General features: G+C 67.7%; 18 protein-coding genes and 1 pseudogene. 13 read left to right on the top strand and 6 right to left on the bottom strand.

Annotation, left to right across the window (positions count from 1 at the left end):
• Nucleotides 1–32: 32 nt before the first annotated feature.
• Nucleotides 33–848: pseudogene (locus D9V34_RS04415) on the bottom strand (ABC transporter ATP-binding protein); the annotation flags it as partial.
• A gap of 248 nt (nucleotides 849–1,096) precedes the next feature.
• Between D9V34_RS04415 and D9V34_RS04420 the strand changes: the two are divergent.
• Nucleotides 1,097–1,651, top strand: a complete 555-nt coding sequence (locus D9V34_RS04420; RefSeq protein WP_121687668.1) for an NADPH-dependent FMN reductase — start codon at nucleotides 1,097–1,099, stop codon at nucleotides 1,649–1,651.
• A gap of 104 nt (nucleotides 1,652–1,755) precedes the next feature.
• Here the strand turns inward: D9V34_RS04420 and D9V34_RS04425 are convergent, their stop codons facing one another.
• Nucleotides 1,756–2,523, bottom strand: a complete 768-nt coding sequence (locus D9V34_RS04425) for a helix-turn-helix transcriptional regulator (protein WP_147441611.1) — start codon at nucleotides 2,521–2,523, stop codon at nucleotides 1,756–1,758.
• A gap of 71 nt (nucleotides 2,524–2,594) precedes the next feature.
• Between D9V34_RS04425 and D9V34_RS04430 the strand changes: the two genes are divergently transcribed.
• The 7 genes from D9V34_RS04430 to D9V34_RS04460 all read left to right on the top strand — a co-directional run bounded on the left by D9V34_RS04430 (nucleotide 2,595) and on the right by D9V34_RS04460 (nucleotide 9,524).
• Nucleotides 2,595–3,446: a siderophore-interacting protein gene (locus D9V34_RS04430; RefSeq protein ID WP_121687670.1), complete on the top strand. Its 852-nt coding sequence runs from the start codon at nucleotides 2,595–2,597 to the stop codon at nucleotides 3,444–3,446.
• 40 nt (nucleotides 3,447–3,486) lie between these two features.
• Nucleotides 3,487–4,515, top strand: a complete 1,029-nt coding sequence (gene fepB / locus D9V34_RS04435; RefSeq protein ID WP_183091843.1) for a Fe2+-enterobactin ABC transporter substrate-binding protein — start codon at nucleotides 3,487–3,489, stop codon at nucleotides 4,513–4,515.
• Nucleotides 4,499–5,509 carry a FecCD family ABC transporter permease gene (locus D9V34_RS04440; RefSeq protein ID WP_121687672.1) on the top strand — a complete coding sequence of 337 codons (1,011 nt, stop codon included), beginning with the start codon at nucleotides 4,499–4,501 and terminating at the stop codon, nucleotides 5,507–5,509. Before fepB ends, D9V34_RS04440 begins: the two co-directional genes overlap by 17 nt.
• Nucleotides 5,506–6,558, top strand: coding sequence for a FecCD family ABC transporter permease (locus tag D9V34_RS04445; protein ID WP_245991903.1), 1,053 nt, complete (start codon nucleotides 5,506–5,508; stop codon nucleotides 6,556–6,558). Before D9V34_RS04440 ends, D9V34_RS04445 begins: the two co-directional genes overlap by 4 nt.
• A complete protein-coding gene (locus tag D9V34_RS04450) occupies nucleotides 6,555–7,355 on the top strand; it encodes an ABC transporter ATP-binding protein (protein ID WP_121687673.1) in 801 nt (266 codons plus the stop codon). Before D9V34_RS04445 ends, D9V34_RS04450 begins: the two co-directional genes overlap by 4 nt.
• A complete protein-coding gene (locus D9V34_RS04455; RefSeq protein WP_121687674.1) occupies nucleotides 7,348–8,676 on the top strand; it encodes an enterochelin esterase domain-containing protein in 1,329 nt (442 codons plus the stop codon). Before D9V34_RS04450 ends, D9V34_RS04455 begins: the two co-directional genes overlap by 8 nt.
• A 143-nt stretch (nucleotides 8,677–8,819) precedes the next feature.
• Nucleotides 8,820–9,524, top strand: a complete 705-nt coding sequence (locus D9V34_RS04460) for an NADPH-dependent F420 reductase (RefSeq protein ID WP_121687675.1) — start codon at nucleotides 8,820–8,822, stop codon at nucleotides 9,522–9,524.
• Nucleotides 9,525–9,571: 47 nt separating this feature from the next.
• Here D9V34_RS04460 and D9V34_RS04465 read toward each other — a convergent pair whose 3' ends face one another.
• Entirely contained in the window at nucleotides 9,572–10,822 is a 1,251-nt protein-coding gene (locus D9V34_RS04465) for an MFS transporter (protein WP_183091844.1), read from the bottom strand.
• Nucleotides 10,823–10,937: 115 nt separating this feature from the next.
• On the opposite strand from D9V34_RS04465, the gene D9V34_RS04470 reads away from it, so the two are divergent.
• The 4 genes from D9V34_RS04470 to D9V34_RS04485 are packed head-to-tail and all read left to right on the top strand — an operon-like array spanning nucleotide 10,938 to nucleotide 13,885.
• On the top strand, nucleotides 10,938–11,306 hold the full coding sequence (locus D9V34_RS04470; protein WP_121687677.1) for a MerR family transcriptional regulator: 369 nt from the start codon (nucleotides 10,938–10,940) through the stop codon (nucleotides 11,304–11,306).
• Between the two features lie 57 nt (nucleotides 11,307–11,363).
• Nucleotides 11,364–12,467, top strand: coding sequence for a DNA alkylation repair protein (locus D9V34_RS04475; RefSeq protein ID WP_121687678.1), 1,104 nt, complete (start codon nucleotides 11,364–11,366; stop codon nucleotides 12,465–12,467).
• Between the two features lie 53 nt (nucleotides 12,468–12,520).
• Nucleotides 12,521–12,937, top strand: coding sequence for an NUDIX hydrolase (locus tag D9V34_RS04480; RefSeq protein WP_121687679.1), 417 nt, complete (start codon nucleotides 12,521–12,523; stop codon nucleotides 12,935–12,937).
• Nucleotides 12,938–12,991: 54 nt separating this feature from the next.
• The gene (locus tag D9V34_RS04485; protein WP_121687680.1) at nucleotides 12,992–13,885 is read left to right on the top strand and encodes an exonuclease domain-containing protein; all 894 of its coding nucleotides are present in this window, start codon (nucleotides 12,992–12,994) and stop codon (nucleotides 13,883–13,885) included.
• 18 nt (nucleotides 13,886–13,903) lie between these two features.
• Here D9V34_RS04485 and D9V34_RS04490 read toward each other — a convergent pair whose 3' ends face one another.
• Nucleotides 13,904–14,488 carry a DUF1349 domain-containing protein gene (locus D9V34_RS04490; RefSeq protein WP_121687681.1) on the bottom strand — a complete coding sequence of 195 codons (585 nt, stop codon included), beginning with the start codon at nucleotides 14,486–14,488 and terminating at the stop codon, nucleotides 13,904–13,906.
• A gap of 115 nt (nucleotides 14,489–14,603) precedes the next feature.
• Here D9V34_RS04490 and D9V34_RS04495 point away from each other — a divergent pair, with 115 nt between their 5' ends.
• Nucleotides 14,604–16,373: an ABC transporter ATP-binding protein gene (locus tag D9V34_RS04495; protein ID WP_121687682.1), complete on the top strand. Its 1,770-nt coding sequence runs from the start codon at nucleotides 14,604–14,606 to the stop codon at nucleotides 16,371–16,373.
• Here D9V34_RS04495 and D9V34_RS04500 read toward each other — a convergent pair.
• A complete protein-coding gene (locus D9V34_RS04500) occupies nucleotides 16,370–18,148 on the bottom strand; it encodes a sensor histidine kinase (protein WP_245991905.1) in 1,779 nt (592 codons plus the stop codon). The two genes, D9V34_RS04495 and D9V34_RS04500, sit on opposite strands and share 4 nt — an antisense overlap.
• Before the next feature lie 5 nt (nucleotides 18,149–18,153).
• Complete coding sequence (locus tag D9V34_RS04505) at nucleotides 18,154–18,918, bottom strand: response regulator transcription factor (protein ID WP_281272267.1); 765 nt, start codon at nucleotides 18,916–18,918, stop codon at nucleotides 18,154–18,156.
• Nucleotides 18,919–19,102 lie beyond the last annotated feature (184 nt).

A 19,102-nucleotide genomic window follows, 5' to 3' on the forward strand; every position in this document is an offset into this window, starting at 1 on the left:
CCGCCCGCACCCACCGAGACCGGACCGGTCGCGGTTTCGGCGCCGAGCACACCGGCGATGCGGCCGGTCCCGTCCACCACGAGGGTGCGACCCTCACTCTGGCGCAGGGTCAGTGCGCGGCGACCGCGGTCGGCACCGATGAAGTCGGCCACAAACTCGCTGGCCGGGTTGGAGAGGATCTCGTCCGGGCTGCCGTGCTGGGCCACGTGTCCACCCCGGGAGAGGATCGTCACGTGGTCGCCGAGCAGGAACGCCTCATCAATATCGTGGGTCACAAACACGATGGTTTTGGCCAGCTCACGTTGGATGCGCAGCAGCTCCTCCTGAAGCTCGCGGCGCACGATCGGGTCGACCGCACCGAAGGGCTCGTCCATCAGCAGGATGTTCGGGTTCACCGCGAGCCCGCGGGCCACCCCCACCCGCTGCTGCTGGCCGCCCGAGAGTTCGGCCGGGTAGCGCTTGGCCAGCGCCGAATCCAGACCCACGGTTTCCATCAGCTCATGGGCGCGTGCCACGGCCTCGGCCTTGGGCACACGATTGAGCAGCGGCACGGTCGCGATGTTCTGCAGCACGGTGCGGTGCGGCAGCAGACCGGAGTTCTGCATCACGTAGCCGATCCGACGACGCAGGGTCACCGGGTTGAGGCTGGCGACGTCCTCATCGTCGATCAGGATGCGGCCCGAGGTGGGTTCCACCATGCGGTTAATCATCCGCAGCAGGGTGGTCTTACCGCTCCCCGAGGACCCCACAAACACGGTGATTTCACGTGAGGGCAGGCGCAGCGAGAAGTTGTCCACCGCGAGGGTGCCGTCCGGGAAGCGTTTCGAAATTCCGTCAAACTCGATCACAGATCATCCCCATCTCGCACGTTTTGCGTGCGGTTGTGAGTACCTAGCGTAGACACTGCCCTCCGACATTGTGTGAATTGTTCCCGTTTTGTCATCTATTCGGAGCCGATCTATCCGCGGATTGATGCGGATCTCAGAAATTTTTGAAAAAGTTTGGAAAGTGGGAATGGAAGCCCACCCGGTTTAGTTTCATATGAATGGACTTCACGGAGCACCGTGCAAAGTATTCGGAATAAGAAAGGGTCATCATGACCACCTATCGCATCGGTTACATCGTTGGCAGCCTGTCCGCCAACTCCATCAACCGCAAGCTCGCCCTTGCACTGAAGGCCCTCGCCCCGGCGAACCTTGAGTTCGTTGAGGTCGAGATCAAGGACCTGCCGCTGTACAACCACGACCTGGATGGCGCTTACCCCGCCGAGGCCGTAGCCCTCAAGGACGCGATCAACGCTTCCGACGCTCTGCTGTACGTAACCCCCGAGTACAACCGCTCCATTCCCGGCGCGCTGAAGAACGCCATCGACTGGGCCAGCCGCCCCTGGGGTCAGAACTCCCTGGGCAAGCCCTCCGCCGTCGTGGGTGCCTCGATCGGTGCCGTGGGTACCGCCGTCGCTCAGCAGCACCTCAAGGGCATCCTGAACTTCTCCGACGCCGCGCTGTTCAACCAGCCCGAGGTCTACCTGCAGTTCACCGAGGGCCTGATCACCGAGACCGGTGAGGTCACCAACGAGGGAACCGCCGCGTTCCTCAAGGCATGGCTCGAGGGCTACGCAGCCTTCGTCGCCGCGCACGTCGCCAAGTAGTTTTCTTCCCCTAGCGACACCTACCGAACCCGAATTTCGGTGCTCAAAGCCCGGGCACAGCTTGTGCCCGGGCTTTTTCGCGCCCGAAAATCCGAACGCACCCGCTAGCGTGCGGCGGCAGTCTCGGGATGCAGTGCGCTGGGCGGCATCCCAAACTCGCGCCCAAACGCCGTGGTGAACGCCGGCGGATTGGTGTACCCGACCTGGACCGCCACATAGGAGACCGCGTGTCCGGCGCGCAGCAGATCACTGGCCGCGGCCATGCGCATGTGGGTTCGCCACTGCCCGAAGGTGAAGCCGGTCTCGTCCACAAAGTGGCGCTGTAGGGTACGCGCCGAGACCATCGCGCGCTGCGCCCACTGCTCCATGCTGAGCGGCGATGCGGGGAACGCGGCCAGCGAGCGGGCCACCCCCAGGGCTCGCGGATCGGCCGGATAGCGCGGCCCCGCGGCGGGTACCTCGGCACACACGCAGCGCCGCAGCTGGGCGATCTTCGCGGCCCGCTCACTCGCGGTGGTGAGTCCGGGCTGCAACAGCACGCGCCCCACCTCCTCGATCTCCGGCGTGCGCGAGATCGCCCGCACCCGGGTCTCCGCGGCCCCAAACTCGGCGACCTGGATATACAGCGGCAGCAGCAGCGAGCCGGCATCCGGACGCACCTCGTGCGCGAGCCCGGCCGGGATCCACAGTGCCCGCTCGGGATCCACCCGGAAGTGTGCGCCATCCAGAATCAGGGTCGCGCCGCCGCTAATCACCCAGGTGAGCTCGTGGCTCTCATGCGCGTACCCCCAGGAATTCGGCGCGGCGGCGGCCGTCTCGGCCGGGGCTGTACCCGCGGTGTCCAAAACTCGAAGTCCCGATGTCCATCCCACCAAAATATTAAAACATAGGCTCGCCTAACCTAAAAGCTCACCGGAATTTTAGTCCCCGAAAGAGGTGGGTTTTGGCCCAGCAGCACCGTGTCCACCCGGGCACCACCCGGGTCAGGCACCCGCTCTATGCCCGCACACTGACCGTGCACGCGATCCAACGTCTCTCGGCCTCGCTGATCGAGCTGCGTCTGCACGGCGACTTCGAGGCCGCACCGCTGGTCTCGGTGCGCGGCGGCATGGCCGAACACGTCAAGCTGATTGTGCCCGATGCGCAGACCGGGGTGCTGTCGGTTCCGCGGATCGTGGATGAGCGCATCGCCGCACCCCTGAACGGTGGGGCCTGGAGCTCCCGCGACTACACGGTGCGCGCGTTCCACCCGGCCACCGCCCAGGCCCCGGCCGAGCTCGTGCTGTGGGGCGTGGAACACCCGCACGGTCCGGTGGGGGCCTGGGTGGCCCGGGCCACCGTCGGCGACACCGTGGGCGTGCTCGGGCCGCGCGGTTCCGAGCTCTTCCCCGAAGACTATCCGCACTATCTCATCGGGGCCGACGAGACCGCCCTGCCCGCACTGGCTCGCTGGATCGAGGAGGCCCCGGCCTGCGCCCACCTCACGGTTTTTGCCGAGGTGGAAAGCCCCGCCGCGCGAATCGAGCTGCCGCACCGGGAAAACACCACGGTCACCTGGCTGGATCGCGGTGCCGGGGAGAGCCTTGCCACCGCGATTACCGCAAGCTCGTGCGACCTCTCCGCGAGCTTCGTCTGGGTGGCCGGGGAGGCGAGCGCCCTGATCCCGCTGCGCCGACACCTCCTCGGCGAGCGCGGCCTGCACCGCGATCAGATCGACGTGTCCGGCTACTGGAAGCGCGGGATCGCCGATCTTGATCACCATGCGCCCCTGGACGCCGAAGATCCCCAGAACTAACACCACTTTCCCCGCAATACCCCAACGATTTGGAGACCCCATGACCACATCCGTGCGCCCCTCGCGGCTGCTCAAAACCCTCGGTGCCCTGGCACTGGCCCTCGGCCTGACCGCCTCGCTGGCGGCCTGCGCCCCGGCGAGCGGATCCACCGGTGAGGCCACCACCGTATCGGACGGCGCAGACTCGGGCGTCTGGCCCCGCACCATCACGCATGAACTCGGGAAAACCACCATTCCCGCGCAGCCCAAGAAGGTTGTCTCCACCTCGCTGACCCTCACCGGAACCCTGCTCGCAATCGACGCCCCGATCGCCGCCTCCGCCGCCGGAACCCCCGGTAACGGCCTGGACAAGAACGGGTTCTTCGACCAGTGGGGCGAGGTGGCCAGCAAGCGGGGTGTGGACGTGCTCTACCCCAACCTGGAACTGGACCTGGAATCGGTCACCGCGGCCAAGCCCGACCTGATCGTCATCTCGATGACAGGTGCCGACAGCACCAAGGACGCCTACGAGCAGCTGAGCAAAATCGCCCCGACCATCGCGCTGAACTACAGCACGCAGAGCTGGGAGGACATCGCCAAGCAGCTCGGTCCGGCGCTGGGCCTGGAGAAGCAGGTGGATGAGACCATCAGTGACTTCTCGGGCAAGATCGCCGAGGCCAAGGCCAAGATCGCCGCACCAGCCGGGAACGTGCAGGCAGTGGTCTTCAACGGCGCCCAGGAGGACACCGCGTTTGCACTGACCACCGGACCGCACAACGCGCTGCTGACCGAGCTGGGTCTGCCCATCACCAACCCCGAGTTCCCCGGCGACAAGCCCGCCGCCTCGGATCGCAAGGACTTCCAGTTCCTCTCCGCCGAGAACGCGGTGGTCTCGCTGACCGCCCCGACCGTGCTGCTGGTGAGCGCCGATGACGCCACCAAGGAGAAGCTGGTATCGGCCCCGGCCTTTGCCAACATCCCCGCGCTGAACGGCGGCACCGTGGTCCCGCTGGGTCTGAACTCCTTCCGCATCGACTATTACAGTGCGCTGGAAGTTGCAAACACCCTCGTCAATGCCTTCCGAGCGTAAACGAAACCTCACGTGGGTTTTGACCGGTGGCGGAGTACTGCTGATCATCCTGGTGATCCTCAGCTTCGCCACCGGTTCTCACGTGATCGAGTTCGGGACGCTGTGGCGAGCGCTCACCGACTTTGACCCCAAGAACAATGACCATGTGATCCTCGCCCACCTGCGCTTCCCGCGCACGGTCATCGGGATCCTGGCCGGCTGCGCTCTCGGGGTGGCCGGGGCGGCGATGCAGGCACTGACCCGCAACCCGCTGGCCGAGCCCGGGCTGCTCGGGATCAACGCTGGGGCCGCCGCGGGAGTGGTGACCGGGTTGGTGTTTTTCCCGGCGGTCTCCAGCTTCGGCGGCATCCTGCTGGCCTTCGCCGGGGCGGCCGCCGCCTCGGTCCTGGTGTTCACCCTCGGCGGGGCCCTGCGCACCCCGAGTAATCCGGTGCGGCTGGTGCTCGCCGGGGCGGCGACCGGGGCGATCCTCGGGGCCTACACCTCGGCGCTGCTCCTCAACGTGCCCACCGCGTTCACCTCGTTTCGGGCGTGGGATGCCGGATCACTGCAGGGCCGCCCGTGGGATGCGATCCTCGCCCCCGGACTCGCCATCGCCGCGGGCCTGATCCTGGCCCTGCTGCTGGGGCGCTCACTCAATGCGGCCGCCCTCGGACAGGACCTCAGCCGCGCGGTGGGGGCCTCGCCCCGGCGGATCACCCTACTCACTGGCATCTGCATCGTGATGCTCGCCGGTGGGGCCACCGCGCTGGCCGGGCCGATCAGCTTCGTGGGCCTCGCCGCCCCGATGCTTGCCCGCACCCTGGTGGGACCGGATCATCGCTGGCTGCTGCCCACCTCGATGATCCTCTCCGCCGACCTCCTGCTGGCCGCCGATATCCTCGGCCGCCTGATCCTCTGGCCCAGCGAGCTGCAGGCCGCGATCGTCATGGCCCTGATCGGAGCCCCCGTGTTTATCTTTATCGTGCGCCGCCGAAAGCTGGTGCAGCTGTGACCCCGCAAGGCACCCTGGCCCCGGGATTTCGGGCGCTGACCCTGAACCACGGGCGGATCAGCCTGCGCTGGCATCCGCGCACGGTGATCAGCTGCGCGGTGCTGATCGTAATCGCGCTGGCCGTGGGGTTTGCCTCGCTCAGCCAGGGCAAGCTGGAACTCTCCCCCGGGGAGCTGTGGACGATCCTGATCGGGCAGGGCGATCCCGCCGCGACCTCGATCGTCTGGGAGATTCGGATGCCCCGAGTCCTCACCGGCCTGTTCACCGGCGCGTGTCTGGCGATCTCCGGTGCGGTGTTCCAGTCGCTCTCGCGGAACGCACTGGGCTCCCCCGACCTGATCGGATTCACCTCGGGGGCCGCCACCGGCGCGGTCGCGGCGATCATGCTCGCCGCGGCCGGGGTGGTGGCCGTGGGCCTCGCCTCGATTGCCGGCGGGCTGGTCACCGCGATCGCCGTCTACGTGCTCGCCCGTAAGAACGGCGAGACCGACGGTCAGCGCCTGATCCTGGTGGGTATTGGGGTGGGCGCGCTGCTTCAGGCGGTCACCGTGATTCTGCTGACCCGCGGGCACGCGGATATCGCCATCGGGGCGCAGATGTGGCTCACCGGCACGCTCAACCTGCGCGGATGGGACAACGTGGCCACCGTGGGGATCGCGCTGGTCTTACTGCTGCCCGCGCTGATCCTCGGGGCCCGGCACCTCAACGCGCTGGAATTCGATGAGGGGCTCGCCCGCCAGCTCGGCGTCAAGACCGAGCGGGTGCGGCTGCTCACGATGGGGGCCGGGGTTGCCCTGGTGGGCCTGGCCACCGCGGCGACCGGACCGATCGGCTTTGTTGCCCTCGCCGCCCCGCACCTCGCCCGCCGCCTGGTGCGGGTCTCCCACGTCCCGCTGGCGGCATCGGCGTGCCTCGGCGCGACCCTGCTGCTGGCCGCCGACCTGCTCGGCCAGGTTCTGCCGATCTCCGCCAAGCTCCCGGTGGGACTGATGACCGGCGTACTCGGCGGCTTCTACCTGCTCTGGCTCCTCCTCCGAAAGACACCATGACCATTCCCCTTCAGGCCCGAGGCGTGACCCTCGGCTATGACACCACCGTGGTGGCCGAAAACCTCAGCGTGGACATCCCCGACGGACGCTTCACGGTGATCATCGGCCCCAACGCCTGCGGTAAATCCACCCTGCTCAGCGCGCTCTCCCGGCTCACCCGGCCGCGGGCGGGCCAGGTCCTGCTGGACGGTGCGGACATCCACGCGCTGGACACCCGCACGGTTGCCCGTCGGCTGGGCCTGCTCCCGCAGGGATCGGTCGCCCCGCACGGCATCTCGGTGCTCGACCTGATCTCCCGCGGACGCTTCGCCCATCAGGGTCTGCTGCGCCGTTGGAGCGAGGATGATCGCAAGGCCACCCGGTATGCGATGGAGGCCACCGGGGTTACCCACCTCGCCCAGCGCAACGTGGATGAGCTCTCCGGCGGACAGCGTCAGCGCGTCTGGCTGGCGATGGTGCTCGCCCAGCAGACCCCGCTCGTGCTGCTGGATGAGCCCACCACCTACCTCGACCTCTCCCACCAGTTGGACACCCTGCGCCTGTGCCGCTCCCTCGTCCAAAACGAGGGCAAAACCCTGGTTGCTGTGCTGCACGACCTCAACCAAGCTGCCCGCTATGCCGATCACGTGATCGCGCTGAACGAGGGCCGGGTGATCGCCACGGGCAGTCCCGAGGAGGTGGTGACCTCGGAGATTGTGCGCAGCGTTTTCAACGTGGATGCGCTGGTGATTCCCGATCCGGTCACCGGACGCCCGCTGATTGTCCCCACCGAGAAGGAGCTTCCCGCCCGTGGATAACGAACTTGCCCCCACCCCAACCGCGCCGAGTGGTGCCCCGCTCCCGGCCGCGCCCGCCTGGCTTGCCGGGTGGCAGCGGCGGTTGAGTGGGGTGGCGGTGCCCCCGGCAACCGACCGAGCGGTGACGGTTCCCGCGGTGGCTGCCTCCGAGGTGACGGCCCCGTCAGCCCTGGCAACCGAGGAGGACTTTTGGGCCGAGGTGTCCATCTCCCCGGTGCTCGGGGAGGCCCGGGTCGTGGAGAGCACCGCGCTGCGCGAGGTCACGTTCCTCTGGGAGGGGGATGAGCCCGAGGTCATGGTGCACATCAACTCACTCACCGATGCTCATCGCCACGACATCACCCCGGCCCTGCTGGAGCGCATCCCCGGAACCCGCATTCGCCACATCAGCTACCTGCTGCCCGAGGACATCCTGGCCGGGTACCGGTTTGTCACCGACACCCATATTCCGCGCGATGTGGGGGCCGCACGCCCCGGCTGGAAGCGGATCCATGAGCGCGGGGTGCCCGATCCTCGTAATCCGCGCACGCTCCCGCATCCGCTGGGCGAAACCTCCTCGATGCTCGTGATGCCCGGCTTTGCCGCACATGCAGCCTGGGACCCAGCGCTTCCTCCGCGCCACCGCGGCGAGCGCCGTATCCTCCGCACCGATCCGCATCTCTCCCCCGCGCGCACGGTGTACCTGTACACCCCGCCCGAGGCGGTCACCCGACTGCTGGTCCTCTTTGATGGGGATCGCTGGGACGCCCTGAACCTCCCCGACGCCCTCGACCGGTTTGGCGCACCGGGTCTCGCGGTGGCGATGGTGTCGGCGATCTCCCCCGAGGATCGGCAGAGCGATCTTCCCCACCCCGAGCGGATCGCCGCGATCCTGCGGGTCGAGGTGCTGCCCGCGGTGGCCGAGACGCTGGGGCAGGTGCTTGATCCGGCGAGGATCATCGTGGCCGGGCAGAGCTACGGCGGCCTGGCCGCGGGGGCCCTGGTACTTGAGCACCCAGATATCGCGCACACCGGAATCGTCCAGTCGGGCTCCTTCCACTTCCGCGCGGACACCGAACCCAGCCCGCACGCCGAAGACCCCGGGGACGTCAGCGAGCGCCTGGCGAGCCGGAGACCCGGGCCCCAGACCGGCCGGCTGATCATGCAGCTGGGCTCCGAGGAGGGGATCCTCGTCCCGCAGGGCCGACTGCTGCGCGACCGGGCGCGCGCCGCGGGGTACCCGGTGAGCTACCGGGAGGTACGCGGCGGCCATGATTTCGCCTGGTGGTCGCACGGGCTGTTCACGGCGTTGGAGGAGGCGCTGCACCCTTCAGGAGCGTGATGTCGGTCCGCCGAGAGATCCGCCGCCCGGTCATAATCGGTCATCCGGGAATCCGGCGCGGTCCGTGGTCGTTATGGTCCTCCACAACCGGCTCCGCATGCGCGCCCGGAGAACGCGCCTCGGCGCACGTCGGAAGGATCATCATGACCACACTCGGCATTATCGGCAGCGGACACATCGGCACCGCGGTCGCGACCCTCGCGCAGCGCGCGGGCGTCCAGACCGTGCTGGCAAACTCGCGCGGCCCGGAATCCCTTACGGACAAGGTGGCCGAACTCGGCGACCAGATCTCGGCCGGGACCGTGGCCGAGGCAGCCGCGCAGGATATCGTGGTGCTCACCATCCCATTGGTCGCGACCCGGGAGTTCCCGGCCGAGATCCTCGCGGGCAAGGTTGTAATCGACACCAGCAACTACTACCCCTCGCGTGATGGCCGCATCCCCGAGCTCGACTCCAATCAGACCACCGTGAGCGAGCTGCTCTCGGCACACCTCGTCGGCAGCCGGTATGTGAAGGGCTTCAACAACATCGCCGCCCGTCACCTGCCCCAGCTTGCACGTCCGGCCGGGGCCGCGGACCGTTCGGCCCTTCCGCTGGGATCCGATGATCCCGAGGCCCTCGCCCAGGCCACCGCGTTGCTGGACACCCTGGGCTGGGATGCGGTCCCGGTCACCCCGCTGGCCGAAACCTGGCGGGTGGAAACCGACACCATTGCCTACACCGCCCCCTACTTCGACCCCGACACCACCGATGCCGGCGGTGAGGACTCGCGTCCGGTCTCGGCCGAATCCCTGCGCGAAACGATCGCCGCCGCGACCCGGGTGGACACCGGCGCCCGCACCGTCTAGACACAAAACATCCCCCGAAACCTCAGGGTTTCGGGGGATGTCGACGTTTAAACGGCCACCGGCTCCCGCAGCACCGCCGCATCCTCGGCCCGGAAGCCCGCGAGTACCCGCAGCACCGGGATCAGCGCCAGCAGCATCAGCACCGCGGCAATCGGCAGCAGCACCAGCGCGCCAATACCCGCGAGTAACAGTCCGCCGATCATTCCACCCAACGCAATCGAGAGGTTCCAGACCGTGACGAGCATTGACTGGGCCGCATCGGCGGCGTCCCCACCGGCCCGCGCCATCACCACCTGGAACAGCACTGAGTACCCGCCGAACGCGTAGCCCCAGGCCAGCGCTCCGATGATCAGCAGCACGGTGCCGACGGAGGTGGGAACGAGCCCCGGCCAGGCGGCCAGCGCGATCCCCGCCAATCCGATGATGCCCGCGGTGATGGCGGCGACCAGGGTCGCGGTGAGGTAGCGGTCCGAGAGCCGGCCCGACCCGAACGTGCCGATAATCGAGGCGGCCCCGAACAAACCAAACACCAGGCTCGGGTTCAGGCTCACCCCGCCGAAGTCGAGGATCGGGGTGAGGTAGGTGTAGCCGAGGTTCTGGCCGATCACGCTCAGGGCAACCGCGGCGAGAACTAGCAGCACCGCGGGCGTGCGCAGCGCGGCGGCAAGACCCTGCTCGACGGGGATGCGCGCATCCGCTCCCCGGTGAATGCCGGGAACGCGCGGGGCACCGAGCGCGGCAATCACGCCCACGATCACGGTGAGGCCGGCGATGATCGCGAACACCGCGCGCCACCCCATACTCGTCCCGAGCAGCGTTCCCAGCGGCACCCCGACGGCAAACGACATGGTGCCGCCGATAAACGCAACACCGAGCGTCGCGCCGAGACGGCCGGGCCCGGTGAATCCGCGGACATAGCCGGGGATCATCGCCCACACCACCCCGGCCGCGAGGCCCGCCACAAAGCGGGTGCCCAGGTGGGTGACGATTTCCGGAGCCATCGCGGTGCCGAGGTTGGCCAGCGCGGACACAATCAGCACACCGAGCAGCAGTGAGCGGCGGTTCCAGGTCGCGGTGGCCCGGGTCAGCGGAATCGCGGCGACGATGCAGCCGATGGCAAACGCCACGATCCCCTGCCCGGCCAGCGACACCGAGACGCCGAGGTCCCGGGCGATCTGGGGTAGCAGACCGGCCGGGAGGATCTCGGTGAGCAGCGTGATGAAGCCCACGCCGGCGAGCAGAATCGCGGCGGGGAGGGGACGAACGGGGCGGGCAACCTGGCCCACAGATAAACTCATGGGTTCAGGATGACGGGCTACCACTAATGGCAGGGTCAAGCCGCCATTCATAAACCCGGGAATGTTGATTCCCATCCGGCTGTTATCCACAACACGCCCACGACGAAGGAGCGCCATGCAGATCGGCGAGCTTGCCACCCGCACCGACACCTCGCCGCGCCTGCTGCGCTACTACGAGGAGCAGGGTCTGCTGCACGCGGGACGCGATACCAACGACTATCGAATCTACGATGCCGACACCGCCGTGGAAACCGTCAACAAGATTCGCTGCCTGCTGAGCGCGGGGATCCCTACCCGGCTGATTCCGCTGCTGCTACCGGGGGTGAACCCCGAAAAGTCGGTGTTTGACACCCCGATCGACCCGGAGATCCGCACCGAGCTGGAGGGCTACCGGCAGCGACTCTACGATCGGCAGGTGCGGGTGAGCGCGAGCCTCACCGCGATCGATGAGTACCTGGATCGCACCTGCACCACCGCGCACTAGAGGCGCTGTCACACGCCCCGACTAGGCTGAGCACACACCTCACCCCCGGGAGATCCCATGCCCTTTGCCGATGAACTACTCGGCCACCAGGCGCTGCGCGCGCTGGAAACCTCGCTGCGAGAGGCCGGGCTGGAGCACTCTCCCGCGCTCACAGCAATCGATGCGGACGTCCTGAGCCCACTCACCCTGCGCGAGCGCACCGACCTGATTCGCGATGCCATTCTGGCCGATGTGCCCGGCGACTTCGCGGTGCTGTCGCGCCTCGTTCACGCGGCAGCCGAGGCACCCACGCCGCCGAGCGGTTGGGGTGTCTGGCCGCTCACCGAGGCCGTGACCTCACGCGCCCTGGCCACCGATCCCGATACCCACCTGCCCGAGGCGCTGGCGCTTCAGGCGGCGCTGACCCCGGGGCTCACCGCCGAATGGGGGATCCGCGGGCTGCTGCGGCACGACCTGCACCGGGCGCTCGGCATCATCCAGACCTGGACATCCCACCCGGATGAGCACGTGCGTCGCCTCGCCTCGGAGGGAACCCGTGCGTATCTGCCGTGGGGTGTGCGGGTGCCGCAGATCATCGCCGAGCCCGAATCGACCCTGCCGATCCTGCACGCGCTCTACCGCGATCCCAGCGAGTACGTGCGCCGTTCGGTGGCCAACCACCTCAACGACATTGCCCGACACCGCCCCGACCTGGTGACCGAGACCACGGCCGCCTGGCTCGCCGATCCCGACGACAACACCGCCTGGCTGGTCAAGCACGCGCTGCGCACCCTGATCAAAAAGGGTGACCCGACGGCGCTCGCTCAGCTGGGCTTCGCCCCCGCGGCGGCCGAGGTGAGCGCGTTGGAACTGACCACCGAGCGGGTGCCCGCGGGCGGCAAAATCGGCTTCTCGGCGACCGTGACCAACACCGGATCGAGCGCCACCAAGCTGGCGATCGACTATGTGATCCACTTCCAGAAGGCCAACGGAACCCTGGCCCCCAAGACATTCAAGCTGGTGACCCGCACACTGGCCCCCGGCGAGCGCATCCGGGTTGCCAAGGAGCACTCGTTTAAGCCGATCACAACCCGGCGCTATCACCCGGGCGAGCACGCGGTGGCGCTCCAGGTGAACGGGGTCGCGTTCGAGCAGGCGGCCTTCGAGCTGGACGCCGACTGATCCGGTCCCGATAGGCTCGGTACGCCCACGTTTGTCTCGCTCGGAGGTTTGTCATGACCCAGCCCGTCCAGTCCGAACCCCGTGTGGGTTGCGGTGCCGCGATTCTTCGCGATGACAAGCTGCTGCTGATCCGCCGCAGGCGCGAACCCGAAGCCGGTTTCTGGGGGCTGCCCGGCGGCAAGGTTGACCCGGGCGAAACCGTTCCCGCGGCGATTGCCCGCGAGATTGCCGAGGAGCTGGGCATCACCCTCGGCGACACCACGCTGCTGTGTGTGGTGGATCAGATCGACACCGAGGCGGGCACCCACTGGATCGCCCCGGTCCACCTGGCACCCACCTTCACCGGCACCCCGCACCTGGTCGAGCCGCACAAGCACGACGGCCTGGACTGGTTCCCCCTCGACGCCCTGCCGAGTCCGCTCACCGTGGCCACGGTGCAGGCGGTGGCAGCGCTGGAGGCGCGCGGCTAGAACCCCCCGGGAGGGGGATAGAGTCGAAAGTTCCGGGGAATTAGGCTGCCGTATATGCCTTTGAACTTTGTGGCCATCGACTTTGAAACAGCAAATTTTGACCGAGCATCCGCATGCGCGGTGGGTCTCACCAAGGTCGTGAACGGCGAGATTGTCTCGACCGATTCCTGGTTTATTTCCCCGCCCACGGGGATGGACTTCACCAACACATATCTGCACGGGATCGGTCCCGAACACGTGTCTGGCGCGCCCACCTGGCAGGAAACCCTCGTGAACATCGAACACTATTCGGCCGGGGCACCGCTGGTGGCATACAGCCCCTTCGATAAGGGCGTATACAACGCGGCCAACGCCCTTACCGAAACACTGCATGCCGGGTTTGACTTCTTTGACGCGCTGGCCGTGGTCCGTAAACACTGCCAGCTCCCCAGCCACAAGCTCCCGCTCGTCATCGAACACTTCGGCCTGCCGACCTTCGACCACCACGAGGCCGGAGCGGATTCGCGTGCCTGTGCGCTCATCACCATGCGGGTAGCCGAGGAGCGCGGGTCCACAACCATCGAGGAGCTGTGGGCCTCGATTCCCGGTCGAAAAGGTTCGGGTTCACCTCGGATCCGAACCCACACCAAGAAGGCCGATCTGCCTCAGCCCAGGGCCGAAGCCGACCCGCACCACCCTCTGTTCGGCGAGGTGGTGTGCTTCTCGGGTGAACTCGACAGTTACACCCGCACGGAGGCACAGCAGATGGTTGCGTCCTTCGGTGCCACGGTGTCCAGTAGCGTCACCAAGAAGACGACCCTTGTGGTGACCGGCGGCTTTGACCCGGCCACGCTCCGCGCGGGTGCGACGCAGAGCACCAAGGTTCAGCGTGCGCAAGAGCTTGCGCAAAAGGGACAGACCATCGAGATCGTCACGGAGCAGACCTTCCTGGAGATTCTCGCCTCATAGCCTCCCGAAGATGCTGCCCTAGTGCAGCTCGGCGTCCGCAGCGGTTTCGGTCCAGCCGAGGAAGGTCGCCGAGAAACCGGCGCGGGTCGGCGCGCAGATCAGCGGACCGGCGGACACGGCGAGTGAGCCCGCAAGCGGTGCCACGCGCACCAGACGCCACGGTTCGGCATCCACTCGGGCGCGCACGGTGACCGAGGTCTCGTCGCGGCTCACCCGGATCGTGATGACGCGGGCGTTCCACTCGGGGACCGGTGCCACCGACCAGTCGGAGTTGACGTGGGTCACGACCGCGCCGAGCTGGAGCGCACCATCGGCGAACTCGACGCCCGCCTTGATCCAGGTGTCCTCGGCCGCCCGCAGGAACACGCCCGCCTGATCAAACTGTTCGGAGAACTCGGCGCTGAAGGACACCTCGACCGCGCGTCCCACCGCAAACGGCGTGATCAGCGCGTGCTCGGTATCGTGCACAAACCCGTAGGAGGTGTGCCGCCAGGCATCGCTGCCCTCCGCTGCCTCCACAACGAGACCGGCGTCGGTCTGCGTGGCGGACACAGGTGCGGTGGTCCAGGTTCCAGCACTCCAGGGGATCAGGCGGTCGGTCATCGGGGCTCCTTTACTCGCGCGATCCGAGGAATGGTCGCTCTCAGTAGGCTATCGCCGACTCGAGCAAAAGCGAGTACTCTCGTGAATCGACCATCGACCCCTAAACCGGAACCTCGTGAACGCACCCCACACCTCCCCCATCCCGCTGCCGCCGCTCGGACACAATCCCGGCCGCGCGTTCCTCGGCCTGCTGCGCCCGCACCGTGGCAAGCTGCTGCTGGCCGCGCTCGCCTTCATCGTCAAGGACAGCCCGCTGTGGCTGATGCCGGTGATTACCGCGCGAGTGATCGACATCGTGGTTGATCGCCGTTCCCTCACCGAGCTCGCGATTGCCGCGGGTCTCGCCGTTGTGCTGCTTTTGCAGAACTATCCACTGCATATGGCCTTCACCCGCCTCTTTAGTACGGTCACCCGCCGGATCGCCGCCGATCTGCGCAACACCCTGACCGAGCACCTGCAGTCCCTCTCGATCGGCTACCACTCCCGGGCGAGCGCCGCGGTCATCCAGACCAAGGTGGTCCGCGACGTGGAAAACGTCGAGCTGATGATGCAGCAGGCCTTCCCCGCCGCCCTCTCGGCGGTGGCCGCGCTGACCGGTGCCATCATCATGACCGCGATCCAGGTGCCCGCCTTCGTGCTGGTGTTCGCACTGACCGTGCCGATAGCCGTGCTGCTGATGCGCTACGTGCGCGCCCGCTCGCGCCACCGCAATGAGGACTTCCGCCGCCAGGTTGAGCAGTTCTCCAAGGGGGTGGGCGAGATGGCCACGCTGATCCCGATCACCCGCGCCCACGGCCTGGAAAAGGTCGCCGTGGAACGCGTCTCCCACCGCACCGAGGAGGTGCGCAGCGCGGGCATCAACCTCGACGTGCTCAACGGCCGGTTCGGCGCGATGTCCTGGGTCGCCTACCAGCTGCTCGGTGTCTTCTGCCTGGTGGCCGCGGCGGCCGCCTCCCTCACCGGTCTGCTGCCGATCACCCCGGGTCAGGTGGTGCTGCTGAGCACCTACTTCACGATCCTCACCGGCGGCATCGTAACCCTGCTCAGCCTGGTACCCGTGTTCACCCGCGGCCTGGAGTCGATCCGCTCGGTGGGCGAGGTGCTGCAGGACCCGGATGTTGAGGAGAACGACGGCAAGTCCCACATCACCGACGTCGAGGGCGAGCTGCGCTTCGAGGACATTCGCTTCCGCTTCCCCGGGGATCCCCGAGTCGCCATCGACGGCGTCAACCTGACCGTGAACCCCGGCGAAACCATCGCGTTTGTGGGCCCCTCGGGCTCGGGAAAGTCCACGATGCTGAACCTCGTGTTGGGCTTCCTGCGCCCCACCAGCGGACGCATCCTGCTGGATGGACGCGACCTGGAATCCCTCGACCTGCGCGAGGTGCGCCGGTTCGTATCGGTGGTGCCGCAGGAGTCGGTGCTCTTTGACGGGACCGTGCGTGACAACATCACCTACGGCCTGGAAAACGTCACCGATGAGCGCGTACTCAAGGCGTTGACCGATGCGCACGCGATGGACATCATCGAGAACCTGCCCCAGGGGTGGGACACGGTAGTCGGTGAGCGCGGCGCGAGCCTGTCCGGCGGTCAGCGGCAGCGCCTGGCGATCGCCCGGGCGCTGGTGCGGGATCCGCGGATCCTGTTCCTCGATGAGGCGACCTCGGCGCTGGACTCCGAATCCGAGTCCCACATTAAGGACGCGCTGGACACGCTGCTGCGCGATCGGACCACCCTGATCGTCGCCCACCGCCTCTCCACCATCCGCTCGGCCGACCGAATTGTGGTGCTGGCCCGCGGCAAGATCGTCGAGATCGGCAGCCACGAGCAGCTGCTGAAGCTCGGCGGGCACTATGCCCGCCTGCACGAGGCGCAGAACGGCTAGATCGGGCGTTCGGCGTCTTCCTCGAGCAGCGGCAGCGTGATCGTGAAGACCGTGTTTCCGGGTTCGGAGTCCAGCGCAACGCGGCCGCCATGGGCCTGCACCACCGCGGCGACGATCGACAGCCCGAGCCCCGAGGTTCCACTCCCGCCGGCCGTGCGGGTGCGGGACTCATCCCCGCGGACGAAGCGTTCAAACACGTGGTCGCGAACCTTCTCGGAAACCCCGGGGCCATCATCGCGCACCTCGATTACTGCCTCCCCGTCCACCACCGCAAGCCGGGCACCGATGTGGGTACCGGCCGGGGTGTGCACGCGGGCATTGGCAAGCAGGTTGACGATGACCTGCTGAATCCGCGGCGCATCACCCAGCACCCGAATCGGGGTGTCGGGGCCCTCGAAGTCCAGCGGATGCTCGGGACCGGCCGCGCGCGCATCGTTCACCGCATGGAACACGATGTCGGTGAGATCCACCGGACGCTGAGTCAGCTCGCGCCCCTCGTCCAGGCGGGCGAGCAGCAGCAGGTCCTCGACGATGCCGGTCATCCGAATCGACTCGGATCCGATCCGCTCGAGCGAGTACGCAATGTCCTCGGGCAGGTCGCCGCCGATCCGGCGGGCCAGCTCGGAGTAGCCGCGGATCGAGGCCAGCGGGGTGCGCAGCTCGTGGCTGGCATCCGAGACGAACCTTCGCAGCTTCACCTCGCCCGCGCGGCGCACCCGCAGCGACTCCTCCACGTGCCCAAGCATCCGGTTGAGTGAGGCACCCACGCGGCCCACCTCGGTACGCTCATCGGCGTCCTTTTCGGGCACCCGCACCCGCAGCGCCGCCTCGGTCCGGTCCTCGGCCTGCGCGGCACGGCGGGCGGATTCGGAGGCCTGCGCGCGGGCGGGCAGGTCGATCTCGCTCGAATAGGTTCCGTTCAGCGTGGTGGACTCGGCACTCGCGGCCGCGCGATCCTTCCGGTCCTCGCCCACTGGCCGAGCGCTGGCGGACCCGGGCGCGCTCCACGGACGCAGCCCGGGCAGGCGACGTCCCGGCGGGGCGGGGGCACCTTCGGTGTCCTCGTCCATCGGGGTTCCCAACGAGAGCCTGGACACCTCGGCGGCAGTGGCGGCCACCCGGTCCAGCGGACGCAGCGCGAGCCGGATCACCAGGTAGGCGGCAGCCACGGTGAGCAGCAGGACACCGGCGGCGAGCGCCAAGATCGCCCGGGTCAGCTGGGAGAGGGTCAGCTCGGTCGCGGCCATCGGCAGTCCCACCACGCTCACGCCCGGACGCAGGGTGGTCTGGGAGACCAGCACCTGCACGTCCCGCGCCAAGATGCGGTAGTTGCCAAGGCCCGGAATGTTCACGGTGACCGGTTCGTTTTTGCCCAGGGCCGCCAGGATCGCGCGGTTCTGCGCGTCATCCAGGGGTTCGGGGACCGCGTCGGCGCTGAGCGCGGCCGAGCGCACGGCCACGCCGTCCACCACGAGCACGCCGAGCGCGCCGGGGCCGGTGCCCGGGTCGCCGAGGAACGACTGGTTTTGTGGGTCGGCGACCCCCGGATTCCGGTCGGGCCGCTGCACCAGGTGCTGCAGCTGCTCATCCACCCGGTTTTCCAGCAGGTTACCCACGGTGAAGACCGCGGCTCCGCCGATCAGGGTCGAGGCCAGCGCGATACCGGCGATCACGATCAGCAGAATCCGCTGACGCAGCGTCAACACCCGCCGCTTCTTTCGAGCGGCGGGGAGGGGTGGGCGTGGCGGAATGTCCGCGAGAGCCGCGGTGGCCATGTCGCTCACTCGCCGGCGACCCGCGCCGGTTTGATCATGTAGCCCACACCTCGTGAGGTGTGGATCATCGGCTCGCGGCCCGCATCGATCTTGCGACGCAGATAGGAGATGTAGAGCTCCACGATGCTGGTGCGACCGTCGAACTCGTAGTTCCAGACGCGGTCGAGGATCTGCATCTTGGAGAGCAGCCGGCGCGGATTGCGCATCAGGTAACGCAGCAGCTCAAACTCGGTCGCGGTGAGGTCGATGGGCACGCCGCCGCGCTCCACCTCATGGGAGTCCTCGTTGAGGATCAGGTCGCCCACCTGCACCAGCGGACCGACCTGCTCAGGGGTGACCAGGGCCGCGCGGCGCAGCAGGCCGCGGATGCGCGCCACGAGTTCCTCGAGGCTGAAGGGTTTGGTGACATAGTCGTCCCCGCCCGCGGTGAGCCCGGCGATGCGATCATCGAGGGCGTCCTTGGCGGTAAGGAAGAGTACGGGCAGGTCGGCGTCGCGGGCGCGCAGGCGGCCGAGGATGCTCAGGCCGTCGAGGTCGGGCAGCATGATGTCCAGGATGACCAGGTCGGGGTTGAACTTGCGGGCGGTGGCCAGCGCGGTCGCGCCGTCCCCGGCGGTCTCCACCTCCCAGCCCTCATACCGCAGCGCCATGCGCAGCAGATCGGTCAGGGAGGGCTCATCATCCACCACGAGAATGCGCAGGGCCCCGCCATCGGCACGGGTCATCGCACTCAGGGGCACGGCGGGTCTAAAGCTGCTGCTATCGCTCATTCCTCCAGTATCCGCGCAAACCTATGAGAAACCTATGCGCAGCGTGGATGTGGACTGTACGAGGCAAAGATGGCCGAACGGACCGCCTGATCCGCCTCCCATAAACAAAACATAAAGATTCATAAGTTACGCATAGCCTCCCCTTGATCCGGGCACAGGGACGCTGCCTAGGTTCGGTTTCGCG

Origin of the sequence: Mycetocola lacteus, assembly GCF_003667575.1 — a bacterium.
GTDB classification, from domain to species: Bacteria; Actinomycetota; Actinomycetes; order Actinomycetales; family Microbacteriaceae; genus Mycetocola; species Mycetocola lacteus.